The organism is Bradyrhizobium sp. 132 (assembly GCF_023074185.1).
In the GTDB taxonomy this organism is placed as follows: domain Bacteria; phylum Pseudomonadota; class Alphaproteobacteria; order Rhizobiales; family Xanthobacteraceae; genus Bradyrhizobium.
In genome coordinates, this window is sequence record NZ_JADPKY010000194.1 from 72,740 (window position 1) to 91,013 (window position 18,274).

The following is an 18,274-nucleotide window of genomic DNA, read 5'->3' on the forward strand; positions in this document are numbered from 1 at the left end:
ACAGTGGCAGCCGCGCCTCCAGGCGTGACAGCTCCGCTGCGTCATCCGCTGAATCCGATGTCCTTGGGACCGCGCGGGAGTCTCTAGCGGGCAGAGACATCTTTAGCTGCTCCGATTTTGACTGTTCGCGCGGACCGCTCGATCACTGCCGGCTATCGCGCGGTCCAGCCGCCATCGACGGAGATCGCTGTTCCCGTGATCTGGTCCGCCGCAGGCGAACACAGAAAGGCCACGGTGCCGCCGAGCTGTTCGGGGGAGGCAAAATCAAGAGACGGTTGCTTCTCGGACAGCAGCTCCCTGGCGGCCTCCTTTTGGCTGATGCCGCGCTGCGCGGCGATGTCGCTGATCTGCTTTTCGACCAACGGCGTGCGCACCCAGCCGGGACAGACCGCGTTGCAGGTGACGCCGCTCCCGGCCGTCTCGAGGCCGACCACCTTCGTCAGGCCGACCAGCCCGTGCTTGGCTGCAACGTAGGCAGCCTTGTGCGTTGACGCGACGAGGCCGTGTGCGGAGGCGATGTTGACGATCCGTCCCCAGCGCCGCTTTTTCATCTGAGGCACCGCGGCCGCAATGCCGTGGAACGCCGCCGACAGATTGATGCCGAGGATTGCATCCCACTTGGCAGCTGGGAATTCATCCACCGGCGCGGTGAACTGGATGCCAGCATTGTTCACGAGGATGTCGAGGCGTCCGAATTTCTCGATCGTCGCGGCGATCAATCCGCGCACCGCGTTGCCCTTTGACATGTCGGCGCCGTCGTAGACGACGTGCACGCCGTGGTCACGTTCTATCCCGCTGCGGATCGTCTCGATCTCGCCGGCATCGCCGAATCCGTTCAACACCAGGTCGGCGCCGACCTTCGCCAGTTCCTTAGCGATCCCCAGCCCGATGCCGCTGGTCGATCCGGTTACGATTGCTACCTTGCCCTTCAACATGGGAATTCCTTTCGATGCTTGAGTTATGAAGTCGCGGGGTCGATAACGAACCAACTTCGCGGGGATTTACGTCGATTTCGGCCGCGGTACTGATTGATCCGCGGTGCGCTGGTCATCTTCCGTTCGAACAGGGATTGTTCGCAGCGGCTGCTCCTCACCCGGGCTTTGAAAGGCAAGCAAGGCTTTGAGCGTTTCGAAGGTGGCCTGGCGGAAGTTCATGCGGGGATTCATGGTCGGTCTCCTCAGGTGGGGGTTGAAACGATAACTAGTGGGCGCCGCCGGCATCGAGCTGGCCGGGTTTCTTCAGCATCATGGAAGCAGCAAGTGCGACGATCAGCGCGGCACCCAGCAGCAAGAACAGGTCGCTGAACGCCAGGATGAACGCCTGCTTCTGCACGATCTTGCCGATCGCGACATAGGCACGGCGAGTGGCGTCGATGCGATCGATCACGCCGTGGCTTATGAAATATTGCGTCAGCTTCTCGACTCTTGCCTGCGTCGCTTGCTCCAGCATGGAAACTGACTGCATCAACACGTTGGAGTGATACTGCTCGCGCTTGGTGAGCAATGTCTGCAACAGTGCGATGCCGACGGCGCCGCCGAGGTTGCGCATCATGTTGAACAGGCCCGAGGCAGAGCCGGCATTCTCCGCCTCGATGCCGGCAGTGGCGACGGCCGAGAGCGGCGCGAACACCAGCGCTTGACCGAAGGCGCGGACGACGTTCGGCCAGAACAGCTGATCGGTCGCGTAATCGTTGGTCATGTGGATGTTCATGAAGTTGGAACCGGCGAACAGCGCAAAGCCAATGCCGATGATGATCCGGGCGTCGAAGCGCTGCATCAGCCGCGGCACCAGCGGGATCAGCAGCAGTTGCGGAAAGCCGGTCCATGCCAGCACCATGCCGATCTGTTCGGCGTTGTAGCCCTGGATGCGCGACAGATAGACCGGCAGGATGAATACCGAGCCATACAGCGCGATGCCGAGCAGGAAGTTGGCGAGGATGCCGAAGCCGAAATTGCGGCGAACCAGCAGGCGCAGGTTCAACAGCGGCTTCCTGGCGGTCAACTCAATCCAAAGGAAGGCCGACAGCGCGACTGCGGCGACGATCGACAGCTTGACGATGAAGGGCGAGCCGAACCAGTCGTCCTTGTTGCCTTCTTCCAGCACGGTTTGCAGCGCGCTGAGACCAATGGCCATGGTGACGATGCCAAACCAGTCCCCCTCGCGCAGCAGCGCAAGATTCATTGGCTTGGCTTCGAGCGAGTACCACAACATGCTGATCATCAGCGCGCCCGGCACCAGATTGACATAGAAGATATATTCCCAGCCCCAGTTCTCGGTGAGATACCCGCCGATGGTCGGTCCGATCGCTGGTGCAAAGGTCGCGGAGATCGCAAACATCGCAAGGCCAATCGGCTGCTTCGCCTTCGGCAGCAGCGTGATGATCAGCGTAAAGGCCATCGGGATCAGCACGCCGCCAGAAAAACCCTGCACCGCGCGCAGTACGATCATCTGCGACAGGTTTTGCGCGAGCGCGCAAGCCGCCGAGAACACCATGAAGAGGGAGGCGTTGGTCAGGAGGTAGATGCGGATCGAAAACACCTGGGCAAGCCAGCCGCTCAGCGGGATCACGACGATCTCGGCGATCAGATAGGAGGTCGAGATCCAGCCGCCGTCATCGATGCCGGCGCCGATTGCGCCCTGGATGTCGGCCAGCGAGGCGTTGACGATCTGGATGTTGAGCACCGCCATGAAGGCACCCAGCGTGGCGCCGATCACTGCGATCCAGGTTTTTGCGGAGACGGCGGGAGTCGTCGGAGCCGCAGCCGGCTGCCCGCGATCGCTGGCGGGAACACCGTCGATGGGGAGGGGTAAGGTGGTCACAATGGTTCCTCGTCGCATGTGAGGGAGGATGCATTCGCGGCCGTTCAGCTGCGAGGCTCACCGCCCCGCGACGCAAGGCGCTTTGCGGCTTTGCGTTCGGCGACAGCAGCCGTCTTGGTGTTGACGGTCGGCTCGGCCGACATGCCGGGGCGAAGCAGGCCGGCCAATTTGTGATCGTCGAGCACGATCTTGACCGGCACGCGCTGCACGATCTTGGTGAAGTTGCCAGTGGCGTTGTCAGGCGGCAGCAGCGCGAACTCGAGGCCGCTTGCCGGCGACAGGCTATCGATACGGCCGCGCAGTTTGGTGCCGTGGAAGCTGTCGATGGTCAGCTCGACCGGCTGGCCGCTGCGCACAAACGTGAGCTGGGTCTCCTTGAAATTGGCGACGACATACACTGCATCGAGTGGCACCACCGCCATCAACTGCGTGCCGGCCTGCACGAACTGTCCGACCCGGAGCGAGCGTGCACCGACCGTGCCGTCGACCGGCGCGGTGACGGCGGTGTAGGAGAGATTCAAGGCTGCCTGCTGCTCCGCCGCACTGGCGCGACCGCGCTGCGCGACCGCCTGCGCCCGCTGGGTAGTGAGCACGTCGACCTTGCGCTCGGCCGCCAGCAAGCCGGCCTTCGCGTGCTGCAATTGTGCGTTGCTGGCACGAAGCGCCGCGTCTGTCTGCTGGGCGCGCTGCACCGTGCCGGAACCGGTCTTCATCAGGCCGTCGTAGCGGACCTGCTCTTCCCGCGCGAACTTCAGGTTGGCATCGGCGGCGGCGATATCGGCGGCGCCTTGTTCGATGATCGGCTGTTGCAGGGCGATCTGGGCGTCGAGATTGCGCACCGCCGCTTCCGCCGCGGCGACGTCCGCCTGGGCCTGGCTGAGCGCCGCGCGAAAATCGCGATCGTCGATCTTCGCCAGCAGCTGGCCGGCCGTCACCGGCTGGTTGTCGTTTACCAGCACCTGCGCGATGTAGCCGGAGACCTTCGGCGCGATGATCGTCGAGTCGGCTTTGACATAGGCGTCGTCGGTGGTTTCCAGGTAGCGGCCGGTGGTGAGGTAGTAGTGGCCGAAATCGGTAGCCGCAGCGACGCCGAGCGCCGCGGCCAGCGCCAGCGCTGCACGCTTGATTGCCTGACGTGATGGACGAAGGCCGGTTTTGGCTTTTTGCTCAGAGGCATAGGAAAGTGTCGACATGGCGTTCTCCGAAACCTGCAGGTGGTGCTAAAGTTCAGTCGTGGCGATGGACGTCGTGCGTGATCATGCCAAGTTCCGGAGGCGGCCGGTCGAGACGTCGTGGCTCGGCCAGCGTGCGGCGGATGTCCTCCAGCCCGCTCTGCCAATGCTTGCGCATCGCGCTCAACCCGAACTCGTAATCCCTGGAATGGCCCTCGTAGATCTTGGATTGGTAGATCAGGTGGACAATGTTGTAGGCGCGATGGCGGGCCAGATCGGCGATGGCGCGGATTTCCGGATCATTCTTTGCGCTTGCCGGCAGTTTCTCCATCGTCCGCTGCAACGCCTGACGCATCTTCTGCATCCGCATCATGTGATCCGTAATGGCGCGCGTCCGACTCGAATATTGAATGTCCTTCTGCCGGCTCGACACTTCCATCAGGTCATAGGGAACGCGGCCCATCGCCGACCAGAGATCGATCTGGAATGTCAGGGTGTCGCGCGGTTCGCCCGACAGCACGCGGGAGAGAGGCGTGTTCGAGACCACGCCGCCATCCCAATAGTGCTCGCCGTCAATTTCGACGGCCGGGAATCCCGGCGGCAGGGCGCCGGAAGCCATGAAATGCTTCGGTCCTAGCCGGCGTTCGGCGGTGTCAAAATAGGTCAGGTTGCCGGTGCGAACATTGACAGCGCCAACGCTGACGCGCATTTCGCCGGAGTTCAGCCGATCGAAGTCGACGATTCGCTCCAGCGTCTGCTGCAATGGCGCCGTGTCGTAGAAGCTGGTTGCGGCATCGCCCGAGAACGGCGACCAGAGCGGTGAAGGGAAGCGTGGCTTGAAGAAGCCGGGCTGGCCCTGGACCAGGGCCCTCGTCGCCGCCATCGCGTTGCGCACCGAGTTGATGTCGAATGCAAAGGGCAGGGCATTGGCCAACCCTTCGCCGGCGGGCCACTCTATCGAAAACGCACAGATCGTTTCCCAGAATTCGCGCAGCCGTTGCACGCGTTCGCCATCAGGCGAGCCGGCGATGATGGCGGCGTTGAGGGCGCCGATTGAAATGCCGGCCAACCAGTTCGGCCGTATGCCCGCCTCGTGCAGGCCCTCATAGACACCGGCCTGGTAGGCGCCAAGCGCTCCGCCGCCCTGCAGCACCAAAGCGACGACATCGTACGGCAGCGATTTGGTTTGCTGCGCCATAGGATTGATTTGCTCGCGTATCACGTTCAGCATCGCCAAGACTCCCTGCATTGCGACTGACCGATCAGCCGGCATTCGCTTCGGTTAAGACTTCCGAGCCAGTCCCGCGCCGACGCATGGCCGCGCCAAGTGCCAGATAGTCGTGAACCACCGTGCCAAGCCCGAGGGTCAGGTCGGCAACAACGTGCTTGGCCGACAGCACTTGCAGGACCGGCAATTCGGCGACGGGAGCCAGGGCATGCGAGTAGAGGTTGAGCGCTGCGGGCCCGGTCCATGCGCCCTTCACGGTGATGTCTTCAAGATGGAAGCGCACCAGCTCGCAGATGCGCGGCGTACCGTCGACATGTGGAATGATCTTGAGCAAGAAGTTGGGTCCGGCGAGCTTCCTCGCTTCGGCCGCGGGGTCGAGAGCGCGATGCTTGTAGCCCATGGTGCCTGTCGCGATGCGGACCGAGCCGTAGTTCAAGGTGCCGACCAGCGTGTCGATCTCGACGGCGAGCTTCGGTTGCGCCAGTTTCTTGGGAAAGCCCCACAGTTCACGTCCTCCGGCAATCGGCGGATGATCGTTGAGAAACATCTGATGGGTAAAGCTGCCGACCTGACCCTGGTAGGAAACCGGAATGACCTGACCGCTTTCGGTGTAGTCGCCGAACCCGGTCGAGTCGGGCATGCGGATGAACTCGTAGTTCACCACCGGCTCGGTAAGCTCGAGCGGTTCGGGCACTATGCGGCGCAGCGCCTCCGGATCCGTCCGGTACTGGATGATGAAGTACTCGCGGTTGACGAAGCGGTAGGGACCGGGTGGAAAAGCCGGGTTAGTCAACGGCATCGCGAACGCTGTCGTGCGGACGGTCTCGTGTTTCATCGTGGTGAACTCCAAAAGGGTTTTGGGTGAACGGGCCGCGCGCCGGTGCTGGAAACGCGGCCCGTATCGGATGAAGCGCTCACTACGCGCTCTGGTTCGGCCTATCCAACAAGCGATCAGTAGTCCCAGATGGCCGGTACCCAGCGAAAGGCGTCGCCAGCGACCGCGACATGGCCGACAGACGGGAATGGCATGTGAGTGGCCACCAACACCCCGCCGGTCGTCGCCAGTTCCCGCAAAAGACGGATACGAACGCGGGCGGCCTCCTCGGGGTCGTGTTCGAAGCCGTTGTACCAGTTGGGGTGTTCGAACCCGACTGCGAACACGAGGTCGCCGGCGAACGTCAGGCGGTCGTCGCCGGACGCCAGGCGGATCACGCTGTGCCCGGGGGTGTGGCCGCCGGTGCGATGGATGACTACCCCCGGCGCCACCTCGTACTCCTCCTCGAAGAGCCGCAGCTGGCTGCTGTACTCTTTCACGAACCGTTTGGCCGTGTTCCGAAGCGCGTCCGGGAAGCCCGGCGGCATGGAGACGCGGGAGAAATCGGGCGACTCCCAGAACTTTACCTCGGCCGCCGCCACGTGAATCCGCAGGTCCGGACGCAGCTGGTCCTTCACCCCGTCGACGAGCAGCCCGCCAACGTGGTCCATGTGCATGTGGGTAAGCACCACGTCGGTCACGGATGCGAGATCGATGCCGGCGGCCTTCAGTCGATGGATCAACTGCCCGGCCCGCGGCAAGGGGAACTCCGCCCCCATCCCAGCGTCGATGAGTATAGTCTGGCCGCCGCTACGCACCACGACCACGTTCAGCGCCCAATCGAACGCGTCCGGCGGCAGGAAATTGTCCTTCAGCCAGGCCGCGCGGACGGCCGGTTCGGCGTTGTGGGCCAACATCGCGCCCGGCAGCGTTAGCACCCCATCGCTGACCACTAGCACATCAATCTCGCCGATCTTCAGGGCGTAGCGCGACGGTACCAACTCGTCGGATCTCGGTGTAACCGGGTGTGAGGTCGTGTGCAGGTTCATGTTCGTCTCCTGTTTCATGGTGAAGGTTGCTGGCTGGATTCGGTTGAGCAGGCCGCGCAGCCAGCTCGTCGCGCGGCCCGTCTCGCGTGAAGCACCTACACTTCTGTCACGTGCTCCGGATCGGCCGAAGCCAGGGCCGCGGCGCGTTCGGCGCGCGGCGGATAGATCCAAACGGTGTTGATCTCCTGCTTGGTCTTCTTGGCGACGTCGCCGACCAGCTCGACTTTCCGCTCCCAGCCCCGCGTGAACAGCGCGCCGGCTTCGCCCAGATCGAGACAGGTAACGTAGACCTTCTGGTGATATGGCCTCGTCGGCACGCCGAGCAGTTCGGCGGCTGCGTTGTTGCCGGCAAAGGCGCCCATCCGCGTCGCGTGCTGGCACGACATCAGCGCGTAATTGCCGACATCATCGCTTGCCGCCCTTGCGGCATCGCCGGTGGCGAACACGCCGGGTACCGACGGCACGCGCAGGTCACGATCGACCAGCAGGCGGCCGAAATTGTCGCGCTCGCCGGGGATCTGCTGGGTCAATGGTGCTGCGCGAATGCCGGCCGCCCAGATCACGGTCTCGGTTTCGATGTGTTCGCCATCGGAAAGCGTGACGCCGGATTTGTCCAGCGAGGCGACGCCGGCGCCGAGCCGGGTCTCCACGCCGAGCTTGCGCAGGGCGTCCTCAATGACAGGACGGGGGCCTTCGCCCATATCGGGTGCGATCGCCTTGTTGCGCTCGACGATGATGACGCGCGTCTTGGCATCCTTGCCGAGGATTTCGCGCAGCCGCGTGGGCATCTCGGTGGCCGCCTCGATACCGGTGAAACCGCCGCCGGCAACGACGACCGTGTCGCGTCCGTTCACCGCCGGCCGTTTCGCAAGGCCGTGCAGATGCTTGTCGAGGGCGATCGCATCATCGAGCGAGTCGACGCTGAAGCCGTGTTCGGCAAGGCCGGGAATGCTGGGGCGGAACAGCCGGCTGCCGGTGGCCACGACCAGCCGGTCGTAGGACAGGCTCTTCTTCGCACCCTTGGCGGCGACGATGCCCACCGTGCGGGCTTTGGTGTCGATGGTCTCGGCGCTACCTTGCACATAGACGACGTCGATCGCCTTGAGCACATCCAGCAGCGGCGCTGTCAGGGTTTCGGGCTTCGGTTCGTAAAGCCGCGGGCGAACCACCAGCGTCGGCTCTGGTGCGACCAGCGCGATCTCGAGTTGTTCTGGTGAAACGCCCTGGATATCGCGCAGGCGGGCGGCGGAAAGTGCAGCGTACATGCCGGCGAAGCCGGCGCCTATGATGATAAGTCGCATGTGTTCTCTCCTGTGGGTTGGTACTCTCGAAAATCCGCGCGCTACCGCTGCTGCGGCTCAATGGCGGCAGCGATCGACGACGACGCGAAGACGTGGAACGAAGACGCCGGGCTGTTATGGCGGTGAGCAGTCCGGCATGAGTGGCGTTGCCATGGGGCGTTCACATGCTGCGCGGCAGCTTCTGGAGCTGAGTGACGGGCCGCGCTGAAACACGAGCGAGTGAGCGTGCTTCGCAAGCGAATGGATTGGCACGCTGTCCTTGATCATGATGGAAAGCATTGGGCTGGTGGTGTGAGCGGCTTGCGCCGCATTTTCCGCCTCGTCGCCGGTGGCCGATGTGAAGCGAACCGTCAATGAAAGCCCGTACATGAGGGCACTCGCGACGACCCTGCGTCGTGATGTGATGGCATGTGGGCCGATTAAATTCTTCCAGGCCATTGTCTGTCTCCCTGGTTGTTGGTGTGAGCAACGCGATGGTCTTTATCTAACGGACCAAACCAGTGGCTGCCCCAGAGCGATTGCCGTACCTGTCGAGCGATTGCTGCTAACGCCTGCGCCGCCGCCAATCGCTCGGGGTTTCGCCGGTCAACTTCCGGAACGCCGCAGCGAAAGCTGTTTGCGACGCATAGCCAAGCGCGGCTGCGACCGAGACGACTGATGCGTCGGTGTCGCGCAGCATGTTCATGGCCTGCTCGAGCCGGTGTTGGCGCAGCCAGGCGTGAGGCGAAAGCCCGGTGCTTTCCTTGAAGGCACGGCAGAAGTGGAAGCGTGACAGGCCGGCATCGGACGCCAGTGCCGCGAGCGAGACGTCCGCATCGCTGTCCGAGCGCAGGCGTTCGATGGCGCGGAGCAGGGCCTTCGGCGCCAGCCCACCCATGGTCGGCTGGATCGTGGTTGGCGAGCCGCTGTGCGCAGCCAGAACTCGCGTGGTCAGGAGGTCTATCAGCTGGTGCCTGAACAGCGTGTCCAGGGCCCCATTGCCCTCCAGGGAATCGGCCGCGCTCAGGAGCAATCGGGACGTAATGGGGTCGGGATGCGCCGTTCGCTCCAGGAGATCGATCGGGCTGGCGGTCTCGGCTTCCCGGGCAACGCGCTCGAGCATCGTGTGCGGAAGATAGAGCTGAACGACATCGACAGGTTTCGGAATATCCCATCGGGAGCTTGATCCTTCCGGAATGATTATCATGACCCCGGGACGAAACGTTCCAATCGCAACCGATCGTCCTGACCGCCGCTCCATGCGCTGCACCGAGCCGTTGTAAGCCATGATGACATGGTGGCTCATGGGCTCGACGACGTCGTGCAATGGGTCATGTTTCCAGTGGGCGATCCCGGCACCGGAGGCGTCCAAAGCCATGCGAAATGGTTCGGTCCCAAGCACGCGCGCCATCTCCGCCTCCGCACGCCGGTCGGCATTTGGCAGCTCGTTCCGGCGCGCCTCGGGCGCGGCTGGCAGAGTTTCCGACGGATCCCGCAAGATTTGCTTGCTCATCGACTGTGCTCACGTTGTGGCGGCAGGCGTCCGAACCAATGAGGCGCGACACTGCTGCCTCATATGACGGAAAACGCCGGCTGACGGAATCGTGCCGCGGGCCTGGTCTGGCAGGATCGGCGGATAGATTGACCTGTACCTTGGGATAGTACTGATGGGAGCGTGTCATCACGTAGAACCGCATCAGCGAAGCGGAAGCTTACGAATGCTTCGGGCGAACGAACTCGCCAGTGCGGGAATCGAGCCCGCGACCATTGGCGCCGGAAGCGAGAAGCGAAAATATGCGCCGTCGTTCGGACGGTCCGAACCCTGGATGCGGCCGCCTTGCGCCCTAATGATCGACTGGCAAATGGCGAGGCCAACGCCAATCGCAGCATCCTTGATGCTGAAAAGAGCTTTCGAAAATATGCTCCACGTTGCGGTCGGCGATGCCAAGGCCATTGTCAAAAACAGAAAAGACGACCGCCCCGTCTTCATCGAACCGAGTCCGGATGCCGACCAGGTGCGTTGGCTGTCCCGACTGTGTGATCGCCTAGACGCTGTTGACCAGCAGGTCGATTATCACTTGCTGCAACTCAACCCGTTCGCCTGTCACGCGTGGAACCGTGGCGCCATATCTGTCGACACAGTGATCCACTTCGAGAACATTGCATCAGGTTCGGAGGCTCAATACGTGGTCAGTCCTAGCAGTCCGAATTTATAGGAACTGTGAACTGAAACACCGCACCTGTCGGTACGTTTGCCGTCGCCCACAATCGTCCTCCGTGATCCTCGACGATCGAACGGCAGATGGATAGTCCCATCCCCAGGCCGCTCGACTTCGTCGTATAAAATGCCTCGAAGGCTCGCTCGATAGCGCCTTCTGATAGCCCCGGGCCAGAGTCTCGCACCCCAACGAGGACGTAGTCAGCTTCACCCTGGGTGCTGATTTGTAATTCCCGACTGTCGTCGCTCATTTGGCTCATCGCTTCGACTGCATTTACGATCAAGTTCAGCATGACCTGTTGAATCTGGACCCGGCTGCCATGAATGACAGGTAAACCCTCCGCCAGTTGAGTCCGCACTTGAACCCCGTTTTTCAACGCTTCCCCGCGCGTCAGTCCGATAACTTCCGAAATAGCTTCATTGATCTCCAAGCGATCTTTTCGCACGGGCTCCTTCCTAACCAAGGCGTGGGTCCGGTCGACAACTTCACTGACCCGCATGCCGTTCTTCACAGCTCGGTCTATTGCCTTTTTCGCCTTCTCAACATCTGGCTGCTGGCGAGTGAGGAAGCGCTGAGCGGTTTGGGTGTTCAGCAGTGCGGCCGTGATCGGCTGCTTGACTTCATGCGTAATAGACGCCGCAAGTTGGCCCAAAGTTGCCAGCCGATTAGCGTGGGCCAATTCCATCTGCATGTTGCGGAATCGTCGCTCATTCTCACGCGCTTCTGCTTCTGCCCGCTTACGCTCGGTTAAATCGAGCACAAATGCGACGCCCTGGCCCTCTGTCCCTTCAAGGTTCGCGACGCCGATCAACACTGGAATACGGCTGCTATCCTTCCGGATATACTCCTTTTCAAAGGGCTGCACGGCTCTCCTATTCTTTAGCTCGGATATGACCTGCGCGTCGCGATCGCGCCATTCAGGGGGCGTCATGTCCGCCCAGTTCACTCGACCGGACAGGAGATCGTGCTGATCATATCCAACTATGCGAAGATACTCACTGTTGGCGTCAAGAATCTGACCCTCCACATTCCAGATGACGATGCCGATGATGTTGGAATCGACGAGGCGGCGAATTTTCACCTCACGTTGTTCAATCTCTCGCTGCATGGTTGCAATGGATTTCAAGTCTGCCTGCAACACGTCACGCCACTGCAACAGCAGCCTGAGATAGAGCTGGCTGTATTCGTTGCTTTTCCTGTCGAGAACACAAATCGTTCCAAATATCTCGCCGTCGGGCCAACTGATCGGCACACCGAGGTAAGAGATCATTCCTAGTTTGATGTCGGGGTTTGTTTTCCATGCCTCATCCTGCAGAGCGTCCGGGACAATTAATGGTCGGCGGGTGTTCATTACAGTCTCACAATAGAGTCCTGTATTGAGACACGCGGCCTCGTCCGGTTCGTAAGGATTTCCTTTAGACTCGCTGGAAATGAAGACTTTGATATTTGGCGGCTCTACCCTCATGATCAAGGCGGAGGGAACACTTAGAATATCGGCCAGAAGATCTACGATCTCCTGCCATTTTCGCATGACTTCCGCGGGTACCTTCAGACTGTTGAGCACGTCCACCTCGACACTCATATCCGTTGCGCGCAGGTCATCCGAACGTGACTTGCCGTATAGCGGACGCATTACGCTCTCGGACGCGAAATCCGACAAATCGGCAGAGAGGCCGACGGCGCGTCCGTCTGCTACCGCCTTGTGAATGGGGCTGACCATCGGAAGGCCTCTCTCACTCGGTGTCAGATCGAAAGCCAGTTAACCTCAGGGCGGACTGCAGATGCTGGAGCAGCGCTTCGCCTTCTATCGGTTTGGTCAGATAGGCAAAGGCGCCGTATCGCATGGCACGCGACCGGATCGCCGGGTTGGTGTTGGCCGTAATGACGATCACCGGCATTAAGGAGCTGATGACCCGCAGCCGCTGCAACAGGTCGAGCCCGCTCTGGCCCGGCATGCTCACATCGGTGATCAGGCAGTCGAACTTGCCCGGGACGTATTCCGCCATGAAGGCCTCCGCTCGATCGAAAGTGCGACACGATAGTTCCAGCACCAGAAGGAGATCGGAAAGGGCCTCTCGCACAGCTTCATCGTCATCTACGATTGCGACTAAGGGCGCTTTTGACAACGGATGACTCTCGATAGCACGGCCGGATGGCCGTCTCCCTCGTGTGATCCATTGCCGGCCTGATCGTAACCATCCTTTGGTCTAGGGTGATTTTTCTTTCCGGACCCCCGCAGGCAGTAGTTCCCAGATGCGAATGAGTTGCCCGACCGACGTCGCCTGCAGCTTCTTCGTGACGCTGCCGCGATGCAGCTTGACGGTGACCTCGCTGATGCCGAGATCGAATGCGATCTGCTTGTTAAGGCGGCCCTTTGCCACTTCGCGCAGGACTTCGCGCTCGCGCGGCGTCAACTTTGCGTAGCGGTCGATGTGCTCCTTGACGAGCCGGGCCGCCTTCCTTTGCGAGATATCTTTCTCGATCGCAGCCGCAACCGCGTCGAGGAGCGTCTGATCTCTTACAGGCTTCGTAAGGAAGTCAACGGCTCCAGCCTTGATCGCCTGCACCGACATCGCGATGTCACCGTGACCCGTGAGGAAGATGATCGGTCGCGCGTTGCCGTTTACGGCGAGATGTTGCTGGAGGTCCAGCCCGCTTGCTCCCGGCATGCGAACATCGAGGATCAGGCAACCAGGGCGCTCTGGAAGATCAGCGTGCAACAATTCCAGCGTTGATGCAAAGCAGTGTCCGTCGATTCCAACCGACAGCAGCAGTTCTTGAAGTGCAGACCGGATCTCCTCGTCATCGTCTACGATCAAGACGAGTGGGTGGTCTTTATTGTCGGCAGTCATGCTCATGGAAAACCACGGTGGGGGTTGTAAAGGCGAACGAGCCGGCGAGTGCAGTTGTCTCAACAATTGCGTGGCCTCCTTCTGTCCTTCTTCTCTCTGGTCCCTGGTCGCATTTTGCCGGAGGTCCTTGTCTTTCTTCCTGACGCTCTACAGCTTCGTCGCCCTTTTTTTAAGGGCGCCCTAATTTATCAAAGCACGTTGAACGTCACGTCGACATTGCCGCGCATCGCCTTGGAACAGGGGCAGAGGTGCTCCGCCTCCCGCACGAGATTCTGTGCGACCATGTGGTCGATGCCCGGAATGCTGATGATAAAGCGTGCGCTCAGGAAGTAGTGATCGCCGTCAGCTAGGTGCAAGCGGACTTCGGCGTCGATCGTGACCTCACCCAAGGCGACGTTGCTCTTGCGCGCGGCAAGTGCGATCGCCCTCTCGAAAGAGGCCGACCAGCCCGCGGCGAAGAGCTGCTCCGGATTGGTCCCAATGCAAGCCGACCCGGGGATAGCCAGCTTGACGTCCAGATGGCCGTCGGAGCTGCGGCAGACACGGCCGGCAATGGTATGCGTTTTGGCGGTGTTGGTGACCTTTCCGGTCTTGGCCTTGGCTTCCATGGTGGACCTGGGTTGCGCTGTGGGTCGGACGGCGACGAAATCTCCGTTTCCGATGGCAACCACGCTACGCCCAGCCACCGCAATCCGCCCGTCATGCATTGTGAAATGTTGTTGCGAATTGAAAATGCTGACCTTTTTTTGAGCACTTGACGGTTTAAGGGGATGCATGGCAGTTGGCCGACCGTTCAATGGCTTGCGGCGGAAACTTGGCTTACAATGCCCCTGCAGGGCCAACGGCGTGGGGACAACGCAATGGTTTCAATGGCGGCGCCACGCAAAGACGTCCTGTCGTTTGGGCCCTTTCGCTTGACTGCAGCCGAACGGCTGCTCACCAGAGACGGCGCTCCCGTTGAATTGGGCGCACGCGCCTTCGACATCTTGATTGCACTTGTCTCCACGCCGAACGAAGCCATCAGCAAGAAAGAGCTTCTCTTACGCGTTTGGCCCGATGTCACGGTCGAAGAGGGCAGCCTGCGTGCCCAAATCGCGAGCCTGCGCAAAACGCTCGGCGACGGACAGGACGGCGCGCGATACATCGCAACCCTGGCCGGCCGCGGCTACTGTTTTGTGGCGCCCGTTTCGCGGTCGTGGGAGGATTCCAAGGCGGCAGCAGCTGCCGCAACGGACTTTCGACATGCCAACCTGCCCAGTCGCCCGGTCGGGTTGATTGGCCGTGAGGATGACCTGCAGAAGGTGGCCGCCTTGCTCGAGGTGGCGCGCTTCGTGACGGTTGTCGGCGGCGGCGGCGTCGGCAAGACAACTGTTTCGGTTGCTCTGGGGCACGACTTGCTCGAGCGTTTCGCCGGCGCCGTGCTCTTTGTCGATCTCAGCATGTTAGGCGATGCCGAACTGGTGACGGCTACCGTTGCTTCGATGTTAGGATTGACGGTGCGGTCCGACGATACGACGCAAGACCTAATTACCTATCTGCAGGACAAGCGGATCCTATTGATCCTCGACACCTGCGAACATCTGATCGAACCGCTGGCAGCTTTCGCGTCACGCCTCTTCAGGGGGGCGCCGCGGCTGCATATCCTGGCGACCAGTCGGGAAGCACTGCAGGTCGACGGTGAACAAGTCTACCGACTGGAGCCGTTAGCCTGCCCGCCGGACGATGCGTTGGTAACAGCAGAAGTTGCACGGACATTCCCAGCCACACAGTTGTTCGTCGAACGAGCCGCCGCGAGCGGCGCCCGTCTCGATTTCGACGATGCAGAAGCCACAATCATCGTTGGCATCTGCCGGAGGCTGGATGGAGTGGCATTGGCGATCGAGTTGGCGGCCAGGCGCGTCGAGGCCTATGGGCTGCATAAGACCGCGGCTCTACTTGACCAGCGTTTGACCTTGTTGTGGCTGGGGCCGCGCACCGCGCCACCTCGGCAAAAAACCCTGCAGGCAACGTTGGATTGGAGCTACGGGTTGCTTTCCAACGTCGAGCGGCTGGTACTTCGCCGGCTGGCCGCATTCGTCGGACATTTCACGCTGGACGCGGTGCTCGCGGTGGCGACAAGCGCCAACCTCGATGAGGGAGCTGTCTTCAGCGCGATCGACAGCCTCATTGCCAAGTCGATGGTCGCGACCCATCCCATCGGCGCCATGATGCGCTATCGTCTCCTGGACACGACGCGCGCTTACGTTCTCGGTATTACCAGTGACGATCCCGAGATCGCGTGCTTGCCCGTCCGCCACGCAACTTACTTCCAGCGATGGCTTGAGCAATGCGGAAAAGAATGGGTGACGCTATCGAGTGGGGTGGAACGGGAATCGCACTTCGCCGATCTCAACAACGCTCGGGCGGCTTTGGAATGGTGTTTTGGCGAAGACGGCGATTTGGGAATCGGGATCAAGCTTACAGCAGCCGCCGTGCCTGTTTTCCTAGCGATGTCGCTGTTACCCGAATGCTATCGGTGGTCGCAACGCGCAATCGTCGCGCTCGGCGATGCGGCCCGTGGTGGACCGGAGGAGATCCAGCTTCAGGCGAACCTCGGAGTTGCGTCGATGCACATGTATGGGCCAAGCGACGCGGCGCGTGCGGCTTTGAACCGAAGCCTGGCAATTGCTGAAGCACGCGGCAACGTCCTCAGCCAAGTTGGAATGCTTGGTACGCTGTCGATGTTCTTTACGCGCGACGGAGAATTCAAGCTCTCGTTGGACCACGCAAGGCGCGCTCGAGCGGTTGCTGAAACTGCCGAGGAGTCGGACGCTACGGCCTTGGCCCAATCGGCTCTGGGCAGGGCGCTCCACTTCATCGGCGATCACAGCGGCGCCCGCTCAGAGCTTGAGGCTGCGTTTCAGCATTGGTCGCACGCCCAGCGGACCTATCTTGGGCTCGATGACCGCATCCTCGTTGGCCTGGGACTTGCTCGGGGCCTGTGGGTACAGGGCCATCCGGCCCAGGCCGCGGCCCGCGCGCGCGAGACCATCAAGGACGCCGAACGCAGCGCTAATCCCGCGTCGCTTGCCGTCGCTCTAGCCTGGGCTCCGGACATATTCGTCTGGACCGGCGATCTCGCAAGTGCTGAAGAGCACGCAGATCGACTTGTGGCACACGCCCAATCCCATTCCCTAGGACCCTATCTCCACGTCGGGCGCGGCTACCAGGGTACGCTGGCCATCCGCCGTGGCAACACAACAGACGGAGTTGCAACCATTCAGGACTGTCTGAAGTGTTGCAACGCCCTGCATTACTCGATGCGCAACACGGAGTTCAAAATTGTTCTGGCGCAGGGCCTCCTGGCGATCGGACAAGTCGGCGAAGCCATAACATTGGTCGATGACACGATCCGTCAGGTCGAGAAGAACGGGGATTTCTTCTTCATGCCAGAGGCGCTACGCGTCAGAGGATGCGCTCTTCTTTTGATGCCAACCTCCCGAGTTGACGATGCAAAGATTTGGTTCATGCGGTCGCTCGAATTGAGCCGTCGCCAAGGCGCACATGCATGGGAGTTACGTACCGCAATCGACCTGGCCACGCTGTTGGCTGGTCAAGGAAGCTCGGACAAAGCTTGCAGGTTGCTACAGCCTTTATTCGAACGATTCGTCGAAGGCTTGGAGACGACAGATCTAAAGGCTGCCACCCGTCTGCTGACGGACCTTAGAGGTTAACGCGCGTATTTCAGTGACGCCGGCGCTCTGACTTCCATCCACGTGAAGGATTTCGCCGGGCACAAAGCTCGCCGAATGGCTGCTTCGCCACCGCGTGGAGGCGGCCAAGCAGTTGATGACGGTCCGCGGCCTGCCGCTATCCAAGATTGCAATTTCGGCCGGGTTTGCCAATCAAAGTCACTTCACGCGGGTATTTTCGGCCGCGGTCGGCGTCAGCCCGGGTGCATGGCGCCGCGAAGCGCACGGCGCCCCGGAAGAGGGGACGTAATTCAGGGCAAAGCCGGGCACTCGGCCGATCAACAGAGCTGGCGCGCACTTTTGACGGGGACCAACAGCTGCTGCTTTCAGCGCGTCAACGATGGACATGGGCGTAGTGGCGCTGGTTGGGAACTGAGACACGGCCGAACCCGGGTTTGAGCGTTCGATCCGCGTTCCAAGCGCTGCAGGAGGCCGGGGTCTTTCCTAAAGCGGCCGTGTCTTGTCCAATCCTGCGTTCCATCCCTGCTTCCCTGGCTAGTTCAACCTAGCAGTCTGCTGAAAAACCTTGAAATGGAGAATTTTCATTTTTCCGCCGGTCGTTTTTGGAGCGGCGCGGTAGAGTTGGATGTAATTTCTAGCTTGTTATTGAGTGTGCCCCGGCGCGGGGTGGCTATGCGGCGAGCAGTTTGGGAATTCGGATCAGGTTATAGGCGATCAGATTAAGCAGGAAGTCGGCGGCGACGCGAGCGATGCCCCGATGTTTGGTCTTGCGCATGGTGCCATGCTGCTTGCCCCATCCGAAAATGCACTCGACCATCGCCCGGCGCGATTGCGACATGCCGTATCCCGGATGCCGCGTGGTTCGTTCGTCGATCGCGCTGTTACGGTTCTTGCCGGTTTTGGTGATGGCCTGGTTCTGTGTCACATGCGGCGTCACGCCGATGGCGCGAAGGTTGGCGACATGATCGGCCGTATCGTATGCCTTGTCCTCACCAGCCGTGATGCGGCGACCTGCGGCTTTGCGTCTCGCCTTCAGCATGACCTCCGCAGCCCGGCGTTCGGCGGTGCCATTGGCATGCGTGACCCTGCCGGCCACCGCCAGCCCATGCCGGTTCTCCATGGTGGCGTGGCCCATATAGCAAAGCGAC

18 protein-coding genes are annotated in these 18,274 nt (G+C 61.3%); 3 read left to right on the plus strand and 15 right to left on the minus strand.

The window, feature by feature from the left end:
- Positions 1-152 precede the first annotated feature (152 nt).
- From IVA74_RS40605 to IVA74_RS40650, 10 genes are all read right to left on the minus strand, one after another.
- Positions 153-935: a 3-hydroxybutyrate dehydrogenase gene (locus tag IVA74_RS40605; protein WP_247353764.1), complete on the minus strand. Its 783-nt coding sequence runs from the start codon at positions 933-935 to the stop codon at positions 153-155.
- A 66-nt stretch (positions 936-1,001) separates the two neighbouring features.
- Positions 1,002-1,166, minus strand: coding sequence for a hypothetical protein (locus tag IVA74_RS40610; RefSeq protein ID WP_247353766.1), 165 nt, complete (start codon positions 1,164-1,166; stop codon positions 1,002-1,004).
- A 34-nt stretch (positions 1,167-1,200) separates the two neighbouring features.
- Positions 1,201-2,820 (minus strand): MDR family MFS transporter, encoded by a 1,620-nt coding sequence (locus IVA74_RS40615; RefSeq protein ID WP_247353767.1) that lies wholly within the window; start codon positions 2,818-2,820, stop codon positions 1,201-1,203.
- A gap of 44 nt (positions 2,821-2,864) precedes the next feature.
- On the minus strand, positions 2,865-4,013 hold the full coding sequence (locus IVA74_RS40620) for an HlyD family secretion protein (protein WP_247353769.1): 1,149 nt from the start codon (positions 4,011-4,013) through the stop codon (positions 2,865-2,867).
- Between the two features lie 34 nt (positions 4,014-4,047).
- The gene (locus tag IVA74_RS40625; protein ID WP_247353771.1) at positions 4,048-5,223 is read right to left on the minus strand and encodes a patatin-like phospholipase family protein; all 1,176 of its coding nucleotides are present in this window, start codon (positions 5,221-5,223) and stop codon (positions 4,048-4,050) included.
- 31 nt (positions 5,224-5,254) lie between these two features.
- Entirely contained in the window at positions 5,255-6,055 is an 801-nt protein-coding gene (locus IVA74_RS40630) for an acetoacetate decarboxylase (protein WP_247353773.1), read from the minus strand.
- 116 nt (positions 6,056-6,171) lie between these two features.
- Positions 6,172-7,101, minus strand: coding sequence for an MBL fold metallo-hydrolase (locus IVA74_RS40635; RefSeq protein WP_247353775.1), 930 nt, complete (start codon positions 7,099-7,101; stop codon positions 6,172-6,174).
- A gap of 77 nt (positions 7,102-7,178) precedes the next feature.
- Positions 7,179-8,384 (minus strand): NAD(P)/FAD-dependent oxidoreductase, encoded by a 1,206-nt coding sequence (locus tag IVA74_RS40640; RefSeq protein WP_247353776.1) that lies wholly within the window; start codon positions 8,382-8,384, stop codon positions 7,179-7,181.
- Positions 8,385-8,498: 114 nt separating this feature from the next.
- Positions 8,499-8,822, minus strand: a complete 324-nt coding sequence (locus IVA74_RS40645) for a hypothetical protein (RefSeq protein ID WP_247353778.1) — start codon at positions 8,820-8,822, stop codon at positions 8,499-8,501.
- Positions 8,823-8,928: 106 nt separating this feature from the next.
- Positions 8,929-9,876, minus strand: coding sequence for an AraC family transcriptional regulator (locus tag IVA74_RS40650; protein ID WP_247353780.1), 948 nt, complete (start codon positions 9,874-9,876; stop codon positions 8,929-8,931).
- A 205-nt stretch (positions 9,877-10,081) separates the two neighbouring features.
- Between IVA74_RS40650 and IVA74_RS40655 the strand changes: the two genes are divergently transcribed.
- Positions 10,082-10,579, plus strand: a complete 498-nt coding sequence (locus tag IVA74_RS40655) for a hypothetical protein (protein ID WP_247353782.1) — start codon at positions 10,082-10,084, stop codon at positions 10,577-10,579.
- On the opposite strand, the gene IVA74_RS40660 is transcribed toward IVA74_RS40655, so the two are convergent.
- The 4 genes from IVA74_RS40660 to IVA74_RS40675 all read right to left on the minus strand — a co-directional run bounded on the left by IVA74_RS40660 (position 10,560) and on the right by IVA74_RS40675 (position 14,042).
- A complete protein-coding gene (locus IVA74_RS40660) occupies positions 10,560-12,302 on the minus strand; it encodes an ATP-binding protein (RefSeq protein ID WP_247353784.1) in 1,743 nt (580 codons plus the stop codon). The two genes, IVA74_RS40655 and IVA74_RS40660, sit on opposite strands and share 20 nt — an antisense overlap.
- 13 nt (positions 12,303-12,315) lie before the next feature.
- Entirely contained in the window at positions 12,316-12,708 is a 393-nt protein-coding gene (locus IVA74_RS40665; RefSeq protein WP_249804373.1) for a response regulator, read from the minus strand.
- 81 nt (positions 12,709-12,789) lie between these two features.
- The gene (locus IVA74_RS40670; RefSeq protein ID WP_247353786.1) at positions 12,790-13,440 is read right to left on the minus strand and encodes a response regulator transcription factor; all 651 of its coding nucleotides are present in this window, start codon (positions 13,438-13,440) and stop codon (positions 12,790-12,792) included.
- Positions 13,441-13,622: 182 nt separating this feature from the next.
- Entirely contained in the window at positions 13,623-14,042 is a 420-nt protein-coding gene (locus IVA74_RS40675; RefSeq protein WP_247353788.1) for an Ohr family peroxiredoxin, read from the minus strand.
- 252 nt (positions 14,043-14,294) lie between these two features.
- Here IVA74_RS40675 and IVA74_RS40680 point away from each other — a divergent pair, with 252 nt between their 5' ends.
- The gene (locus IVA74_RS40680; protein WP_247353790.1) at positions 14,295-17,147 is read left to right on the plus strand and encodes a winged helix-turn-helix domain-containing protein; all 2,853 of its coding nucleotides are present in this window, start codon (positions 14,295-14,297) and stop codon (positions 17,145-17,147) included.
- Positions 17,148-17,196: 49 nt separating this feature from the next.
- Positions 17,197-17,415: an AraC family transcriptional regulator gene (locus IVA74_RS40685; RefSeq protein WP_346731005.1), complete on the plus strand. Its 219-nt coding sequence runs from the start codon at positions 17,197-17,199 to the stop codon at positions 17,413-17,415.
- 381 nt (positions 17,416-17,796) lie between these two features.
- Here the strand turns inward: IVA74_RS40685 and IVA74_RS40690 are convergent.
- Positions 17,797-18,274, minus strand: a 478-nt coding sequence (locus IVA74_RS40690; protein WP_247353792.1) for a transposase, incomplete at its 5' end; no start/stop codon positions are given.

Excerpts from the sequence above, each read along its gene's own strand:
- IVA74_RS40655 (WP_247353782.1), top strand. The coding sequence starts at position 10,082 with ATGCTTCGGGCGAACGAACTCGCCAGTGCGGGAATCGAGCCCGCGACC.
- IVA74_RS40680 (WP_247353790.1), top strand. The coding sequence starts at position 14,295 with ATGGTTTCAATGGCGGCGCCACGCAAAGACGTCCTGTCGTTTGGGCCC.
- IVA74_RS40630 (WP_247353773.1), bottom strand. The coding sequence starts at position 6,055 with ATGAAACACGAGACCGTCCGCACGACAGCGTTCGCGATGCCGTTGACT.
- IVA74_RS40625 (WP_247353771.1), bottom strand. The coding sequence starts at position 5,223 with ATGCTGAACGTGATACGCGAGCAAATCAATCCTATGGCGCAGCAAACC.
- IVA74_RS40675 (WP_247353788.1), bottom strand. The coding sequence starts at position 14,042 with ATGGAAGCCAAGGCCAAGACCGGAAAGGTCACCAACACCGCCAAAACG.
- IVA74_RS40660 (WP_247353784.1), bottom strand. The coding sequence starts at position 12,302 with ATGGTCAGCCCCATTCACAAGGCGGTAGCAGACGGACGCGCCGTCGGC.
- IVA74_RS40645 (WP_247353778.1), bottom strand. The coding sequence starts at position 8,822 with ATGGCCTGGAAGAATTTAATCGGCCCACATGCCATCACATCACGACGC.
- IVA74_RS40610 (WP_247353766.1), bottom strand. The coding sequence starts at position 1,166 with ATGAATCCCCGCATGAACTTCCGCCAGGCCACCTTCGAAACGCTCAAA.
- IVA74_RS40640 (WP_247353776.1), bottom strand. The coding sequence starts at position 8,384 with ATGCGACTTATCATCATAGGCGCCGGCTTCGCCGGCATGTACGCTGCA.
- IVA74_RS40605 (WP_247353764.1), bottom strand. The coding sequence starts at position 935 with ATGTTGAAGGGCAAGGTAGCAATCGTAACCGGATCGACCAGCGGCATC.
- IVA74_RS40670 (WP_247353786.1), bottom strand. The coding sequence starts at position 13,440 with ATGAGCATGACTGCCGACAATAAAGACCACCCACTCGTCTTGATCGTA.
- IVA74_RS40635 (WP_247353775.1), bottom strand. The coding sequence starts at position 7,101 with ATGAAACAGGAGACGAACATGAACCTGCACACGACCTCACACCCGGTT.
- IVA74_RS40620 (WP_247353769.1), bottom strand. The coding sequence starts at position 4,013 with ATGTCGACACTTTCCTATGCCTCTGAGCAAAAAGCCAAAACCGGCCTT.
- IVA74_RS40650 (WP_247353780.1), bottom strand. The coding sequence starts at position 9,876 with ATGAGCAAGCAAATCTTGCGGGATCCGTCGGAAACTCTGCCAGCCGCG.